Source organism: Shewanella subflava, from assembly GCF_025971955.1.
GTDB lineage: Bacteria > Pseudomonadota > Gammaproteobacteria > Enterobacterales > Shewanellaceae > Shewanella > Shewanella subflava.
The window spans coordinates 1-14907 of the sequence record NZ_JAPDMX010000026.1; the positions used below are offsets into that span (position 1 = coordinate 1).

The 14907-nt window shown below is 42.3% G+C and carries 16 protein-coding genes; 6 read left to right on the plus strand and 10 right to left on the minus strand.

Going from position 1 to position 14907, the window contains the following annotated elements; genetic code table 11:
• Positions 1-177: 177 nt before the first annotated feature.
• Positions 178-735 (plus strand): gamma carbonic anhydrase family protein, encoded by a 558-nt coding sequence (locus OHT75_RS11175; RefSeq protein ID WP_264726618.1) that lies wholly within the window; start codon positions 178-180, stop codon positions 733-735.
• Positions 736-825: 90 nt separating this feature from the next.
• Here the strand turns inward: OHT75_RS11175 and OHT75_RS11180 are convergent, their stop codons facing one another.
• From OHT75_RS11180 to OHT75_RS11195, 4 genes are read right to left on the minus strand one after another with little or no spacing between them, the layout of a single operon-like run.
• Positions 826-1077 (minus strand): DUF1488 family protein, encoded by a 252-nt coding sequence (locus OHT75_RS11180; RefSeq protein WP_264726619.1) that lies wholly within the window; start codon positions 1075-1077, stop codon positions 826-828.
• Positions 1078-1127: 50 nt separating this feature from the next.
• Entirely contained in the window at positions 1128-1946 is an 819-nt protein-coding gene (gene aroE / locus OHT75_RS11185) for a shikimate dehydrogenase (protein ID WP_264726621.1), read from the minus strand.
• A gap of 31 nt (positions 1947-1977) precedes the next feature.
• Complete coding sequence (locus OHT75_RS11190) at positions 1978-3243, minus strand: amidohydrolase family protein (RefSeq protein WP_264726623.1); 1266 nt, start codon at positions 3241-3243, stop codon at positions 1978-1980.
• Between the two features lie 10 nt (positions 3244-3253).
• Positions 3254-4636, minus strand: coding sequence for an amidohydrolase (locus OHT75_RS11195; protein WP_264726624.1), 1383 nt, complete (start codon positions 4634-4636; stop codon positions 3254-3256).
• Positions 4637-4810: 174 nt separating this feature from the next.
• Between OHT75_RS11195 and OHT75_RS11200 the strand changes: the two genes are divergently transcribed.
• Positions 4811-5245 carry a group II truncated hemoglobin gene (locus OHT75_RS11200; protein ID WP_264726627.1) on the plus strand — a complete coding sequence of 145 codons (435 nt, stop codon included), beginning with the start codon at positions 4811-4813 and terminating at the stop codon, positions 5243-5245.
• Positions 5246-5267: 22 nt separating this feature from the next.
• Here the strand turns inward: OHT75_RS11200 and hemF are convergent, their stop codons facing one another.
• The 3 genes from hemF to OHT75_RS11215 are packed head-to-tail and all read right to left on the minus strand — an operon-like array spanning position 5268 to position 7367.
• The gene (gene hemF, locus OHT75_RS11205) at positions 5268-6209 is read right to left on the minus strand and encodes an oxygen-dependent coproporphyrinogen oxidase (protein ID WP_264726629.1); all 942 of its coding nucleotides are present in this window, start codon (positions 6207-6209) and stop codon (positions 5268-5270) included.
• A 4-nt stretch (positions 6210-6213) separates the two neighbouring features.
• Positions 6214-6780: an L-threonylcarbamoyladenylate synthase gene (locus OHT75_RS11210; RefSeq protein WP_264726631.1), complete on the minus strand. Its 567-nt coding sequence runs from the start codon at positions 6778-6780 to the stop codon at positions 6214-6216.
• Between the two features lie 23 nt (positions 6781-6803).
• Positions 6804-7367 carry a DNA topoisomerase family protein gene (locus tag OHT75_RS11215; RefSeq protein WP_264726799.1) on the minus strand — a complete coding sequence of 188 codons (564 nt, stop codon included), beginning with the start codon at positions 7365-7367 and terminating at the stop codon, positions 6804-6806.
• A 130-nt stretch (positions 7368-7497) separates the two neighbouring features.
• Here OHT75_RS11215 and OHT75_RS11220 point away from each other — a divergent pair, with 130 nt between their 5' ends.
• Entirely contained in the window at positions 7498-9267 is a 1770-nt protein-coding gene (locus tag OHT75_RS11220; protein WP_264726633.1) for a collagenase, read from the plus strand.
• A 50-nt stretch (positions 9268-9317) separates the two neighbouring features.
• Here the strand turns inward: OHT75_RS11220 and OHT75_RS11225 are convergent, their stop codons facing one another.
• Genes OHT75_RS11225 through OHT75_RS11235 form a run of 3 tightly spaced genes read right to left on the minus strand, consistent with a single transcriptional unit; the run spans position 9318 to position 12012 of the window.
• On the minus strand, positions 9318-9791 hold the full coding sequence (locus tag OHT75_RS11225; protein ID WP_264726635.1) for a DUF494 family protein: 474 nt from the start codon (positions 9789-9791) through the stop codon (positions 9318-9320).
• Between the two features lie 2 nt (positions 9792-9793).
• Positions 9794-10894 carry a DNA-processing protein DprA gene (gene dprA, locus OHT75_RS11230; protein WP_454877253.1) on the minus strand — a complete coding sequence of 367 codons (1101 nt, stop codon included), beginning with the start codon at positions 10892-10894 and terminating at the stop codon, positions 9794-9796.
• An 11-nt stretch (positions 10895-10905) separates the two neighbouring features.
• Positions 10906-12012: a LysM peptidoglycan-binding domain-containing protein gene (locus OHT75_RS11235; RefSeq protein ID WP_264726637.1), complete on the minus strand. Its 1107-nt coding sequence runs from the start codon at positions 12010-12012 to the stop codon at positions 10906-10908.
• A 126-nt stretch (positions 12013-12138) separates the two neighbouring features.
• On the opposite strand from OHT75_RS11235, the gene def reads away from it, so the two are divergent.
• Genes def through rsmB form a run of 3 tightly spaced genes read left to right on the plus strand, consistent with a single transcriptional unit; the run spans position 12139 to position 14898 of the window.
• On the plus strand, positions 12139-12648 hold the full coding sequence (gene def / locus OHT75_RS11240) for a peptide deformylase (RefSeq protein WP_264726639.1): 510 nt from the start codon (positions 12139-12141) through the stop codon (positions 12646-12648).
• Between the two features lie 8 nt (positions 12649-12656).
• Positions 12657-13613, plus strand: coding sequence for a methionyl-tRNA formyltransferase (gene fmt / locus OHT75_RS11245; RefSeq protein ID WP_264726640.1), 957 nt, complete (start codon positions 12657-12659; stop codon positions 13611-13613).
• A gap of 1 nt (position 13614) precedes the next feature.
• Positions 13615-14898 (plus strand): 16S rRNA (cytosine(967)-C(5))-methyltransferase RsmB, encoded by a 1284-nt coding sequence (rsmB, locus tag OHT75_RS11250; protein WP_264726642.1) that lies wholly within the window; start codon positions 13615-13617, stop codon positions 14896-14898.
• Positions 14899-14907 lie beyond the last annotated feature (9 nt).

Below are 14907 nucleotides of genomic sequence, written 5' to 3' on the forward strand. Positions count from 1 at the left end.
GCGCTTTGCTTTCGCGCTGTGCCGTGTCAGTGGATGCGCATTATAGGGAGCTAAGATTTTTGCGCAACCCCTTTTTTAAAGTTTTTTGTAATTTACAGCTTGTTTGTTGACAAATTAACCTGACCAGCCAGTTTTTAAGCATTATACTGTCAAAAAACGCCATTTCTAAGGATATTTATGACTTCTAACTTACGATCTTACCAAGGTAAACACCCTGAATTAGCTGATAGTGTATATGTAGATAGTAGTGCTATTTTGGTTGGAGACATTAATTTAGACCATGATGCCAGCATTTGGCCACTTGTCGCAGCTAGAGGTGATGTGAATCTCATTCGGATCGGTAAGCGCAGTAATGTACAAGATGGCTGTGTTTTGCATGTTACTCGAAAATCACCCTCAAACCCTGATGGTCATCCATTGATTATTGGCGATGATGTCACGATTGGTCACAAAGCTATGTTGCATGGTTGTCAGGTGGGTAATCGTGTCCTTATTGGTATGGGCGCCATTTTATTAGATGGTGCCATTATTGAAGATGATGTCATTGTAGGTGCTGGTGCTTTGGTGCCACCAAATAAGGTACTTAAAAGTGGCTATCTATATGTTGGCAGTCCTTGCAAACAAGCCAGAGAATTAACCGATGCAGAAAAAGCCTTCTTACCTCAATCATCTGATAACTATGTGCGCCTAAAGAATGAATACTTGGTTGAGGTTCAACAAGAAGCAAGCTATTAAGTTTCTGACATGTCTTACAGATATATGAAGGATTAATTTTCAATACGGGGAAACGGACGTTTCCTCGTGTTATTAAAAATATTGAAATCGTTACAATAATATAGAACCATCATCCTCAAATAATTCATCTTTTATTGCGTGCTCAGTTAACTCTTCTATATCAAATCTTACCTGTTCGAATGCCATTGCGGCATTATGGATGTTTACTTGCAATAAAGATAATTCACCTAAAGCGACAAAACTTATCTTACAGTTAATATTTTGCCCTTGTTGCTGGGCTGTAAAGATAACCGTATTTTCGCCAACTGTAACATCATCACCAAATATAAGACTCTGATTCATAGGTTATCCATCGCTTCCATAATATAAAATAAAAAGGCCCTGTCAGACCGTTAACTCATCTGCTGACGAATAGTGCTCATGATCATTTGGGGATCTGGCATGACTCCACGCCAGATACTGAAGCTTTTTGCCGCCTGACCAACAAGCATCCCTAATCCATTAACTGTGTGTTTTGCGCCAACAGATTGAGCCCACTGATTAAATATGGTTATGTTTTTTCCATAGCTCATGTCATAACACATGGTATTTGGCCCAATAATAGCTTCAGGCAGGGGGGCTAATTCTCCAGACAAACCAGCTGATGTTGAGTTAATAACGATATCAAATTCATCATTTAGTGTATTGATGTCTTCTGCACAGACATGGCCATAGTCGTGAAATAGTGTCGCTAATTGTTGAGCCTTGTTATAGGTTCGGTTGCATATCACCAGCTTGCCAATATGACTTTGTAGTAAAGGCAAGATACACCCTCTTGCAGCACCACCAGCACCAACCAGCAATATGCGTTTACTGTCTAAGGCACCAAACTGCATTTGTAGATCATTCACCAAACCAACACCATCGGTATTATCGCCAATGATTTTTCCTTTGGAAGTGAAAGAAAGTGTATTCACCGCGCCAGCGAGTTTAGCTAATTCACTGAGTTCATCACACAATGCATAAGCTTGCTCTTTGAAAGGCGCGGTGACATTAGCACCTTTTGCACCTTGTGTAATAAAGGTGCGCAAAGTGGACTCAAATTGATCAACCGGAGATTCTATTGCTTGATAACTTATATCTTGTGATGTTTGCTTAGCAAACTCACCATGAATATAGGGTGATTTGCTTTGCACAATAGGGTTACCAAAAACAGCATATAAGTCGGTCATCAATTATCTCTCTTTCTTCAGAACTATGGCTCTACTTTGTGTACCCACGAGGCAAGTCAGATGGTGTGGTATAGCGTTCACGCAATTTATCATGACGACTTTGGGTACTTTGCTCTTTACCGTCAATGTACATTTTTACCACATGACTACTGAATTCAAACGGGTCACCATTCCAAATAACAATATCAGCGGGCTTACCGACCATAATACTGCCACTGTCTATGTTGAAAGTATCAGCAACGTTAACAGTTAATGCCGCCATTGCCGCATTGTAATCCATCCCATTAGCAACGGCATTTCCAGCACTATAACGTAAATTATAAACGTTATGGCTGTCACCCATATTAGATAAAATGACTTTTACACCCGCTGCATGAAGTTTACCTGCATTGCTTAAATCATTATGAAGTGAATCGAAGCTTTCTGGTAAATTTCGCATGGCATCAACAATGACAGGCACCTTGGCTTTGGCTATTTGATCGCTAATTAATACCGCATCTGCAGCACCAACAAGCACAAGATTGACATTAAAACGTTGCTTTAGTTTCAATATGGCAAGTATGTCACTGGCACGATCTGCGGCAACAATTAACGGTTTTTGACCAGATAAGAGCGACTTAACAATTTCATCAGCCTCTTCAAGCTCTGACACATCATTATTGCCTTTTTTGTCTTTCGACGCTTTAGCTAATGATTTTTGCCCCTTCTCTAATTGGGCGATTAATTGCTGAATAGCCGCGGCTCGAGAGCCTTCATGCTTTGCCCCTAGACGAACAAAGACCGCGGTATTGGTTGCTTTAATACTATCCCAACTGCCAGAAAGATCGACCACGAACGTTTGGCCAGAGTGGATATCTTCGCCGCCACTGGAGGTCACAATGTTACGGGTTATACCGCCTTTGCGGGTAAATGCAATGCTACTCGCTTTAGGATTGTAGCCAAAACTAGGGTCAAAGGTGATATCAGCCTTTTTATCCCATGCATCACTTGAATCGGCGACAGCATTCACTTCGACGAGGCCAAGTATGTTCATCGATCCAATAAAACCTGGTGTCACAATGCCGCCTTTAGCATCGATAACTTTATCGACATCAAGAGTTGCATCGGTTGCTGAGCCGACAGAGGTAATTACACCATCTTTCACCACAACAACGGCATTGTTTAGTACACCTTGCGCTGTTGCGGTGTGCACTGTGGCATGAGTAATTGCAAATGAATCAGCAAATGCTAAACCTGATGCGCCAAACAAAGTGCTTGCCAAAGATAAGGCGAGTAAAGATTGAGTCATATTTTTCATCGTTTTCACCTTATTCCTGTCCAAGTAAAAAATCGCTTTGTGCTTGATAGCGTGTATCTTGATGATCAAACACTTTGGCGCCATCTATAAATACTTGTTCAGCTTTGGCGTAAACACTAAACGGATTCACGTTCCAAATTACCACATCGGCATTTTTGCCTTCGCTAAGTGAGCCGGTTTTATCCGCAATGCCTAGAGACTTAGCGGCATTAACTGTGATCCAGCTAATCGCTTGCTCTTCTGTATAATTGAAACCGTTAGCATTTGCGTTATGCATAATTTTAGCGCTTTCTTGGTTTAGACGTTGAATAGTCACGGGTGAATCTGAATGCACGACAGCGCAGGAGTTCTTCACCGAATCGACAATAGCGACATTTTCTAGCACCATATCGTAAGCTTCTAACTTGAATCCCCACCAATCTGGCCACATCGCGGCACAATTGCCATTTTCAGCCAACGTGTCTGCAATTTTGTAGGCTTCAATAGCGTGGTGGAAAGTCCCCGAGTGATAATTAAACTCTTTACCTAAATCAATCATCATCACCATTTCTTCGGCTTTATAACAATGATTGTGTATAAGAATCTCTCCCTCTAACACTCCCTTTAAGGTATCTAAGGTTAAATCACGCTTCGGTGCGGCGGCATTTTTACCCGCGGCATAATCGGTTTCATATTTATCCCACGCACGTTTATATTCCGTGGCCTCGATAAACGCTTGTCGATAACCGGCCATATTGCCCATTCGTGTCATTGGGAGTTCTGAACGGCCACCATAAAGCGATTTAGGGTTTTCGCCACAGGCCATTTTTAAACCGTAGGGAGCATCAGGAAACTTCATTGCTTGCATGCTTTGCGCTGGCACATTTTTAAGGGTTACACCTCGTCCACCAATTAAGTTGGCAGAACCAGGTAAAATTTGCATCGTCGTCACACCGCCTTCACGAGCACGGTTAAACCCAGGGTCTTGTGGCCACACGCTATGCTCAGCCCATACTTCTGCCGTGACAGGATTGGTCATCTCATTACCATCATTATGAGATTCTGCATTAGGGCTTGGATACACACCGAGATGAGAGTGAACATCAATAATACCGGGCGTAACCCATTTACCTTGAGCATCAACAATGGTGGCGTCATCTGCAGCTAGATTTTTTCCAACAGCATTAATTTTGCCGTCCATCATGATGACATCAGCATTTTCTAATTTTTCACCCGTGCCAGTCAGTACTGTGGCATTTTTGATAATTGTTTTTGTACTAGGTAAAACCTGATAGGTACTTGGGTAAGGATTTTTATTTATGGTTACTTTGGGATCTTGAGCTTCTGATTGGTTGCACCCCACAAGGGCCGCAGTGACAGCAATCATCACCAAAGATGGCATCATCTTAGTCATTATTATTGTTCTCCATTGAAATTGCGGTCAATTTAGCAAGATAGGCTGGTAAACAAAACAGAAAAGTTAACTAAATCGTTTCAAAACATTAACCCAAATGGCGACGTTTGCGTAATTGGAATAACCTGAGTTGATTGAGATATAATCTCAACCAAACAAATATTCGGTATGATTATGAATTGGCTTAAAAAAATTTTCTCAAAACAGGATGCACAACAGGAAAGAGATCCTGAGCAATCCAACGCCTATGATTTAATTGGTGGTGATAAAGTGATTAGGGCTATTGCCCATGAATTTTATCAACAAATGCAACAACGACCCGAAACCCAACCTTTGCTAGCAATCCACCGTTCGCCAATCGCCGAATCGGAAACCAAACTTTATGAGTTTTTAAGTGGTTGGCTAGGTGGACCGCAACTTTATCAACAAAAACATGGTCACCCAGCACTTCGTGCCAGACATATGCCTTTCAGCATTGATGAGTCAATGCGAGATCAATGGCTAATCTGTATGCGTGCTGCTGTTGATAAATGCGTAAAAAAGCCTGAACATCGACTGGCGATTATTCAGGCTATTTCAACATTAGCTGATCACATGCGCAATCAGTAACAAAATTAGGTTAAATCTAGGTTTATGAATTCAGCTTCAACCAATCCTGTGGTTTAAGGTAGTACTCGTATAATTCAGCTTCAGGCGTGCCCTCTTCTGGCGTAAAACCATATTCCCAGCGCACCAGTGGCGGCATTGACATTAAAATTGACTCTGTGCGGCCACCGGTTTGTAAACCAAATAAAGTACCACGATCATAAACAAGATTAAATTCAACATAACGCCCACGGCGGTATAATTGGAATTGGCGCTCTTCATCTTGATATTCGAGATCTTTATTACGTTCTACAATTGGCTGGTAAGCTTCTATAAAGCCATTACCCACGGCTTGCATAAACGCAAAGCTATTCTCAAATCCAGGCTCATTAAGATCATCAAAAAACAATCCACCCACACCACGCGTTTCATTACGATGCGGTAAGAAGAAGTATTCATCACACCATTTCTTATACTTAGGATAAACATCTTCACCAAATGGTAGGCATAAATCATGTGCCGTTTGGTGCCAGCTGATAACGTCTTCTTCAAACGGATAATAGGGCGTTAAATCAAATCCACCACCAAACCACCAAACAGGGTCCGCGCCCTCTTTGCGGGCAATAAAAAATCGGACGTTGGCATGGGTTGTTGGAATGTAGGGATTATTTGGGTGGATCACTAATGACACGCCCATAGCCTCAAAGCTTCTACCCGCCAATTCAGGACGATGAGCAGTAGCCGACGCAGGCATTGCTGCGCCCATCACATGTGAGAAGTTCACCCCTGCTTGCTCAAAAACAGCACCTTGGGTCAATACCATACTGGTCCCCCCGCCGCCTTCTTCCCGCTTCCAAGACTCAGCACTAAAGGTAGATTTACCATCAAGAGCTTCTAATCGCTGACAAATATTTTTTTGCAACGACAATAAAAATGTTTTTACTTGTTCTGCATTGGGTAAACCGACGGCATCTGAACCAGTTTGCATATAATTAGTTTCCGTTTCTAATAATTTGGCCTGTGCGTGCATCAATAATCGTTGAGGGTTGACGCTGCTCTCCTAAAGAGCCCAACACCAAAGCATCAATTTTTCCCTCAAAATCACTGAGGATATCTTCGGCCAAAACAACGGGATCTTCACCCGCTAAATTTGCACTGGTTGATACTAACGGTTTCTGCAACGAGTCGCAAAGTGCGCGAACCACTGGGTGAGCAGAAACTCTAACCGCTATCGATGCAAATTCACCACATAACAGCTTAGAAACTGTGGGTTTAATTGGCATAACAAATGTAAATGGACCTGGCCACTTAGAAAACGCAAATTGAAGTTGTTCAGATGTCAATTGAGACTCATCAATATAAGGTGTCAGTTGAGTAAAATCACTTGCCACCAATATTAGGCCTTTTTGCCATGGGCGTTGTTTTACGGCCAAAAGTTTTTCAATAGCAATGTCATTATCGGGATCACACCCTAAACCAAATACGGCTTCTGTCGGGTATGCAATTACCCCACCTTCTAAAACGATATCAACAACAGCATCAGGCTGTACTTGCAACATGATTGATCCTCAACACAATTTGATTATAACGAACGTTTGTATTTACACATTTTTTGCGGACATTCAACACGATTGCCCGCAGCACCTTTTCGCTCAACCAGAATACCAAATCCGCAATCAGGGCAGGACTCATTAATTGGCGGGTAATTGACGATATATTTACATTTAGGATAGGCATTACAGGAAAAAAACGTTTTTCCATAACGGCTAGTGCGAGACTCTAACTGCCCTTTCAAGCAATGTGGGCAGGTAATGGGGTTAGCTTCATCACTGTGATCATGTTTTTCAATATGATGACACTCGGGATAATTTGTGCAACCAATGAAAATGCCAAATCGACCTGATTTTACAGCCAATTCATGACCACATTCAGGGCAATTTGAACCTGAAATAACCTGTGTTTCGATTGATTCATGCTGCACTAAAGGGCGAGTGTAATCACATGTCGGATAATTATTACAACCAATAAAGCTACCGTGTTTACTGTGTTTTAACGATAACTCACAGCCACACTTAGGGCAGAGTTCAAACTCTTTTTCTAAAGCATGCTCATGGACAGTAAATAATTGCTGATCAATTTTTGACATGGTGATCTCGTTGGCTGAATCTTTGTGCATTTTACCAAGCTCGATGCTGCTTGGGTATCGAATAAGCATCTAATTATCACTGGCCTTTGTATAAAACAAAATGTATATTGTATACAAAAAAGGAGCCGATATGTTAACCCGTTCACTCATTGCTTTGTCTTTCCTCTATCCAAGCCTAGCCCTACTTTCAGGTTGCAGTACTGTTGGGCAAATCGATACTAATCCTGCCATTGCCCAACAACTACAAACTACAGCAGTTGAACAGTTTTTTACTCCGGGTTATCCACACACCCGAGAGACTTTCAATCAAGCCGTAAAGCTCATTCAACATGAAAGTATCCCTGAGCAACTCGATAGACAGCTCTATTTTCTGCGAGCATTTAGCTACTTCGGTCCTTTAGCCACATTAACATTGGATGATAAACAGCGACTTACTGACGCTTTAGTCACACTATCAAAGCGAGAAGGCTTTACTGACAGCCCAAGATTACAAGAGCACTTCGCTGTAACGCTTTACCGCTATTACAATGCTGACGACACCGCTTTATTGCTTGGTGAATTGCTGCCAATACTTAATACACAATTACCACGACTCGCCAAACAACCCAACACCGAGGCGAATGACTACGCCTTATGGGAAACCTTAAGAGCTTACGGATTACTGCTCACTGATGCCAGAAAACACAATGAAGTTGCACTGACGAAACAACTTATTAATGGCAATATCAGTGAAACGTTACTAGCTTTCGCTAGCTCAGAACTGCGCTTTCGTGGGCAAAATGATTGGCCACTCGCAAATGCGTACTGGGCATTAGGGCAATATCGTCTCGCACTCCCGAGCGAGGAGGATGGCAAGCCAACTGCAGCAGAATTAGCTATTGATAACGCAGTTGCACAAATCGCCAAAGCCGATGTAAAACAGCGCGGTATCGGGGCTAAAAACACTTACACATTGGGTTTTCATGTGAACGCTTTTGCGGGGCAAGAAAGCTGTGAGCAACAAAGTGATATTTGCCATATCCCCACACTCACAGAGGTTTTACCAATTAATCATGTCTGTTCAGCATCACTGTTTATTCTAGCGCAAGACCTGAATCAGCAGGAGCTGGCACAAAGCTGCGAAAAACTTACCTCGCAGGAATCAAGTTTTCATCAATTACTTCAAACAGATAACACCCCCACTGCAAATGATACAAATAGCGCCTTGCGCGTGGTGGTATTTAAAAACTGGAGCCAATATAACGCATACGGCCAACTTCTGTTTGATATACAAACTGACAACGGCGGCATGTACATTGAAGGTACCCCCTCAAAACCAGGCAACCAAGCGACTTTCTTTGCTTATCGCCAGTTTTGGATTGAGCCTGAGTTTGCCGTCTGGAATCTTAACCATGAATATGTGCATTATTTAGATGGTCACTTTGTAAAGTATGGCGGTTTTGGACACTTTCCGAACAAAATGGTGTGGTGGTCGGAAGGGCTCGCCGAATATGTATCTAAAGGCAATGATAACCCCACAACATTCGAAGTGATTAAACGGGATATAGAGAAAGCACCGACATTAGCAGAGATATTTGCCACCGAATACAAAGATGGCCAAGATAGAACTTACAAATGGAGTTACATGGCAATTCGTTTTCTCGCTGAAAATTACCATGATGATTTTGTGCAGCTCAGTATCTACTTAAAAACGGACTACTTCGAAGGTTATGAGCTGTTATTAGATGAACTCAGCAAACATCAACCGCAATTTGCATTATGGCTTAATGATCACGCTGCCACTTTTGAAGATGAAACAACACAAGCATCAGCAAAAATAAACAAACTCGATCGCTATGGCTATCGCGACTATTTAACCCCAAGCCATCTTACTCAAGATAACCAACATCTACATTTTTAGATTGCTGAAAACCAAAAAGGAGGCCGAAGCCTCCTTTTTATCTCATTCCTTTATGAGTGTAGTCTTCCATCTGGCTGCTCAAAGATTAAATCTTCCATTTGCTCATAGGCTGATTCATTGCCGGGCACATTGAATAACACCATCAAAATCACCCATTTTAAATCTTCTAATACTAAAGCGGGTTCATCTAAATCCATTACTCTGTCTATCACCATTTCGCGTGTTTCGACACTCAACACCTGAATTTGTTCTAGAAACAATAAGAATCCGCGACATTGCACATCTAGCTTCGCCATTTCTTGCTTAGTATAGATACGGAATGAATGTTGCGCATGATTGCATAAATACGGCTGATCGCTTTCTTGCAAGTCTGCTAAATGCTCAAGCCATGCCAAGGCCTTAATAATATCGACCTGATGAAAACCTGCGCGTGTCAGCTCTTTGGTTAATTCATCTTCATCAACCAATAGCTCTATTTCACTATGAACATAGTTCTCAAATAAATACATGAGGATATCAAACATGGCTAACTCCTCTTTAGTCTGACGTAACCACCGGGTACCACGGCAACCCACCCTTGTAACTCAAGCTCAAGCAATTGTACTAACACCAGATCTATTGGTTTTCCACTGTGCTGAACTACAGCATCAACTGTTGTAGTCTCATATCCTACACTTTCTAACAGACTAGCTAACTGCAAAGGAAATGGCAAATTACTCATTTCGTTATCTTGTATATGGTGGCGCTGATGTAATTGTTCAAGGTGATATTGAGATAAACACCCTAACTCTTCTATTATATCGGCAGCATTCTCGACAAGCTTTGCACCATTTTTAATTAAATCATGACAGCCTTGATGAAATCCTGCCACAGTTGAGCCAGGCACTGCAAAGACTTCTCTGTTTTGCTCCATAGCCAATCTTGCAGTGATAAGAGACCCACTTTTGCGTGCAGCCTCAACAACGACAGTCCCTAAACATAATCCACTTACAATGCGATTTCGCTTAGGAAAATGTCCTGCTAGAGGGCTAACATTCGGCCAAAACTCACTTATCAGGCAGCCATTTTGCTGAATGTTATCATATAAAGATTGATGTCGCTTTGGATAAATCACATCAACGCCACAGCCGAGTACAGCTAATGTCGTACCAGCATTGGCAATAACCGCTTTATGCGCTGCACCATCGATTCCGGCTGCCATACCACTGGTAATACTAAACCCTTGATTAGATAACGCGATAGCTAAATTAGCGGCTGTATCGGCACCGTGCAAAGACATACTTCGACTCCCGACTATCGCGATAGAGGGCGGTAACAATGCATTGAGATTACCTTTAACGAACATCACAGCAGGGGGATCGTAAATTTGTTGCAGTAATGGCGGATATTGAGGATCTGATAAACAAATAAGGTGGTGGTTATCATCTTTTTCAAGCCAATCCAGTGCGCTATCGACTTTATCAAAATCGATAGCGCAAGCTTGCAAGGAACGAGATGAAAGTGGCAAGGCGCTAGGTTCAAACTGCAGTCTTTGCCTTAACTCTTCTACATCCATGTAAGTCAGTAATTGTTTAATCCGAGCGGGTCCTAGCCCAGATACAGCAGAAACAACTAACCAATCGACCAAATTGTCAGTAATTATTCACCTTTAAACGTTAAGTTTGCTGGAGTCACCAGTTTATCTTTTACTCTCACGGGACGATCACTCATCATAATTAACCCAAGGCTTGTTTTATCAAAAACTTTAAACACCATTAAGTTTCCATGATAAACATCAGGGACTTTAAACACTTTATCATCGGAAAAGTGAGCCACCACGTTATCATAGGATGAACGATCGACAGCCCGCACAGGCTGACCGTTGTTATCTAATATAATCTCTTCACCGTCACGATAAATCGCAAACACATGGCCAGGTTGAACACCGTCATTCAACCCTTTATCCATATAAACCACTTCAAGTTTACCAGCTTCACGATTAGCACTAGCGGTAGCGATGACACTGGCAGGTGCATCTAAAACCGCAGCCGTTGGTACGAAGAAGGCCGACATCAAGGCCTCATCTTCAACCGGAATAACCGCATAACCTACTTTAGTTTCCCGCAGGTTGCTTAACAATTGTACTTTTGACACCTCACCATCGGCCGTTACACGACCACTGGCCGTCAGAATAATTTCACGACCTAAAACCTCACCGGTCTCCGCATCTAAAAACTCACGACCTGGCTCATAAATGGCCACTTTCTGCCCGACGCCCATATTGGCATTCACAAACACAATGTCGTTTAGAATATGATGCTTAGATTCACTTTCGCCACTTAATACAAAAGGTTGCGCTGTTAACCACTCTTGTTCTACAACACGATTTTGTAATAAATAAGGTTGCAGAAGGGCTAAGTCAATTGTAGGTATAGCATCACTTTTAGGCACAATACGCCCTTCGATACCTTTTTTAATATGTTGTTTTTTCACTAAACGAGGTTGGCCGTCAATGAACACTAATGTCAGCCTATCACCGGGATAAATTAAATGAGGATTAGCAATTTGCGGGTTAACGCCCCACAATGTTGGCCAACGCCATGGATCTTTAAGAAAATAGCCAGATATATCCCAAAGTGTGTCGCCTTTTTTAACAACATAAGTATCGGGATGCCCCGCTTTTAAAGTTAATGTATCTGCGTTTAATCCAAAGATATTCAATGTCATAAAAGCAAGTAGTATTATCCGTTTCATGGTGTTGTCCATGTTATTAAGCTCTATATTTGAGCTTTTTACTGTTATTGAAGGCCCGTTAGGATTAAAATTATCCTATTTTTTACAGTCAGTATAGCTAACAAGCTAAATATTGACAGATTTGTTAAGAGTTTATCTATGTCATTATTAAATGTTTTACGTTTTCCAGATGAGCGTTTGCGCACTGTAGCCAAGCCTGTAACAGACTTTGGTCCAGCGCTACAGACACAAATTGATAACATGCTAGAAACAATGTACCACGAAAAAGGCATTGGGCTAGCAGCAACACAGGTAGATTTTCATCAGCAACTGATTGTTATGGACTTACAGGATGAAATTGAACGTCCAACTATTTTCATTAATCCAAAAATTGTGGATTCAAGTGGCGACTTTGCCAATGAAGAAGGTTGTCTCTCCGTTCCTGGGGTTTATGCCAAAGTAGACCGCGCAGAAAAAGTCACTTTACAAGCACTTGATCGCCATGGCGAAACTTTCACAGTGGAAGCCGATGAGCTGTTTGCTATTTGTATCCAACATGAAATGGACCACTTACAAGGTAAGCTTTTTGTAGATTACTTGTCGCCACTTAAGCGTCAGCGCATTAAAACTAAGCTTGAAAAAGAAGCTCGCCTAGCTGCAAAAGAATAGGATCCAATTTGAAACCGTTAAATATTATTTTTGCTGGCACGCCCGATTTCGCTGCTCGCCACTTACAGGCGTTAATTGCCTCAGAGCACAATGTTTGTGCTGTTTATACTCAACCAGACAGACCGGCAGGACGTGGTAAAAAACTGACTCCTAGCCCAGTAAAACAATTAGCGGTTGAACATAATATTGCCGTTTTCCAGCCAGCATCATTACGCAATGAGGATGCCCAAGCTGAGCTTGCCGCACTCAATGCCGATATAATGGTTGTGGTGGCATATGGACTGATTTTACCGAAAGTTGTACTAGATACGCCTCGCTTAGGATGTATTAATGTCCATGGCTCAATCCTGCCTCGTTGGCGCGGTGCGGCCCCCATTCAACGTGCCTTATGGGCAGGTGACAATGAAACTGGCGTAACCATTATGCAAATGGACATTGGTTTAGATACTGGTGACATGCTACTAAAAACCGCACTTAAAATTGAAGACACAGATACATCAGCCAGTCTTTATGAAAAATTAGCACTTCAAGGACCGGATGCGCTTATTGATGCTTTAGCACAATTAAGCTTAGGCACCTTAACCGCCGAAAAACAAGATGAATCCTTAGCTAATTACGCTGAAAAACTATCAAAAGACGAAGCAAAGCTGGACTGGAATAAACCCGCTAAACAGCTTTGGCAAGAAGTGCGTGCTTTTAACCCTTGGCCGGTAAGTTACTTCGAACACCAGCAAAGCAGCATTAAAGTATGGCAGGTACGCTACAACACCGCAGCTTGTCATGCCGCCCCAGGAACCATAACTCAGGCGGACAAAAATGGCATCGTTGTCGCCACTGCTCATGGCAGCTTAATTATCGACACCATGCAACTACCCAACAAAAAGCCTTTAGCGGTTGCAGACATTCTTAACTCACGCGCTGACTGGTTTAGTGTTGGAACCCTATTAAGCCAAGAGGCAAATTAGCATGAATGTGCGCGCATTGGCCGCCAAAGCCATTTTTGATGTATTAGAAAAAGGCGTATCTTTATCTGTTGCCTTACCAGAACAACAGCAACATCTTGATAATGGCAAAGACAAAGCCTTAATGGCAGAGATTTGCTATGGTGTCATGCGTCAACTACCTCAACTTGATAAATGCATTAGTGATTGCTTAGCCAAGCCTTTTAAGGGTAAGCAACGAATCGTTTACCAACTTTTGCTTGTGGGATGTTACCAACTTTACTTTACCCGCATTCCAGCACATGCTGCGATTTCAGAAACAGCTGAAGCTTGCAGACAATTAAAGTTTGATGGTTTAGTCAAAGTGGTTAATGGGGTCTTGCGCAATGTTCAACGCAATAATGCGCCGCTGTCTACTGAGGCAGAAACGCTTCGTTATAACACACCTGCATGGTTTATTAAGCGATTACAACAAGCATACCCAGATCAATGGCAACACATTATTGAACAAAGCCACCAGCGCCCGCCAATGTGGTTACGCAACAATCAATTATCACAAAGCCGTGATGCCTACATTGCCATGCTGGCTGAACAAGATGTATTGGCCAGCCAAGGCCCTAGTGCTGATGCGATTTTGCTTGAAAGCCCAAAGGATGTAAATCAACTACCAGGCTTTATGCAAGGCGCCGCTTCAGTTCAAGATGGGGCAGCACAATGGGCCGCAACCCTATTAGCCCCAGAAAATGGCGAGCTAATATTAGATGCCTGCGCAGCACCCGGTGGCAAAACCTGTCATATTTTAGAGCAAGCCTCTCAAGCCCAAATCGTTGCCGTCGATTTTGACGAAAAACGTCTTGCCAGAGTGCAACAAAACCTCGACAGATTGAATTTAAAAGCGCAAGTTATTCATGGTGATGCCGCCAACATTAGTGCTTGGTGGCAAGGTGAAAAGTTTGACCGAATTCTGTTAGATGCTCCTTGTTCTGCAACCGGTGTCATTCGTCGTCATCCTGATATCAAATGGCTACGTAAGAATAATGACATTGCCGAACTGGCTATTTTACAACAACAGATATTTGATCATTGTTGGCAGTGGTTAAAACCGGGAGGCACGTTACTTTATGCAACGTGTTCAATCTTACCGGAAGAAAATAGTCAGCAAGTTAGCGCGTTTTTATCTCGTACACCTGACGCGCAATTAGTGCCGATTAGTCAACAACAAAATGCACAAGATATTGGCTGGCAGATTTTACCCGGCCAGAACAATATGGACGGTTTCTACTACGCTCGCTTAATAAAAGCACTGTAAGGATATTGG

Excerpts from the sequence above, each read along its gene's own strand:
- OHT75_RS11235 (WP_264726637.1), bottom strand. The coding sequence starts at position 12,012 with ATGGACAACACCATGAAACGGATAATACTACTTGCTTTTATGACATTG.
- OHT75_RS11195 (WP_264726624.1), bottom strand. The coding sequence starts at position 4,636 with ATGACTAAGATGATGCCATCTTTGGTGATGATTGCTGTCACTGCGGCC.
- def (WP_264726639.1), top strand. The coding sequence starts at position 12,139 with ATGTCATTATTAAATGTTTTACGTTTTCCAGATGAGCGTTTGCGCACT.
- OHT75_RS11200 (WP_264726627.1), top strand. The coding sequence starts at position 4,811 with ATGAATTGGCTTAAAAAAATTTTCTCAAAACAGGATGCACAACAGGAA.
- OHT75_RS11190 (WP_264726623.1), bottom strand. The coding sequence starts at position 3,243 with ATGAAAAATATGACTCAATCTTTACTCGCCTTATCTTTGGCAAGCACT.
- aroE (WP_264726621.1), bottom strand. The coding sequence starts at position 1,946 with ATGACCGACTTATATGCTGTTTTTGGTAACCCTATTGTGCAAAGCAAA.
- OHT75_RS11180 (WP_264726619.1), bottom strand. The coding sequence starts at position 1,077 with ATGAATCAGAGTCTTATATTTGGTGATGATGTTACAGTTGGCGAAAAT.
- OHT75_RS11220 (WP_264726633.1), top strand. The coding sequence starts at position 7,498 with ATGTTAACCCGTTCACTCATTGCTTTGTCTTTCCTCTATCCAAGCCTA.
- OHT75_RS11215 (WP_264726799.1), bottom strand. The coding sequence starts at position 7,367 with ATGTCAAAAATTGATCAGCAATTATTTACTGTCCATGAGCATGCTTTA.
- OHT75_RS11175 (WP_264726618.1), top strand. The coding sequence starts at position 178 with ATGACTTCTAACTTACGATCTTACCAAGGTAAACACCCTGAATTAGCT.
- hemF (WP_264726629.1), bottom strand. The coding sequence starts at position 6,209 with ATGCAAACTGGTTCAGATGCCGTCGGTTTACCCAATGCAGAACAAGTA.
- OHT75_RS11225 (WP_264726635.1), bottom strand. The coding sequence starts at position 9,791 with ATGTTTGATATCCTCATGTATTTATTTGAGAACTATGTTCATAGTGAA.
- OHT75_RS11210 (WP_264726631.1), bottom strand. The coding sequence starts at position 6,780 with ATGTTGCAAGTACAGCCTGATGCTGTTGTTGATATCGTTTTAGAAGGT.
- rsmB (WP_264726642.1), top strand. The coding sequence starts at position 13,615 with ATGAATGTGCGCGCATTGGCCGCCAAAGCCATTTTTGATGTATTAGAA.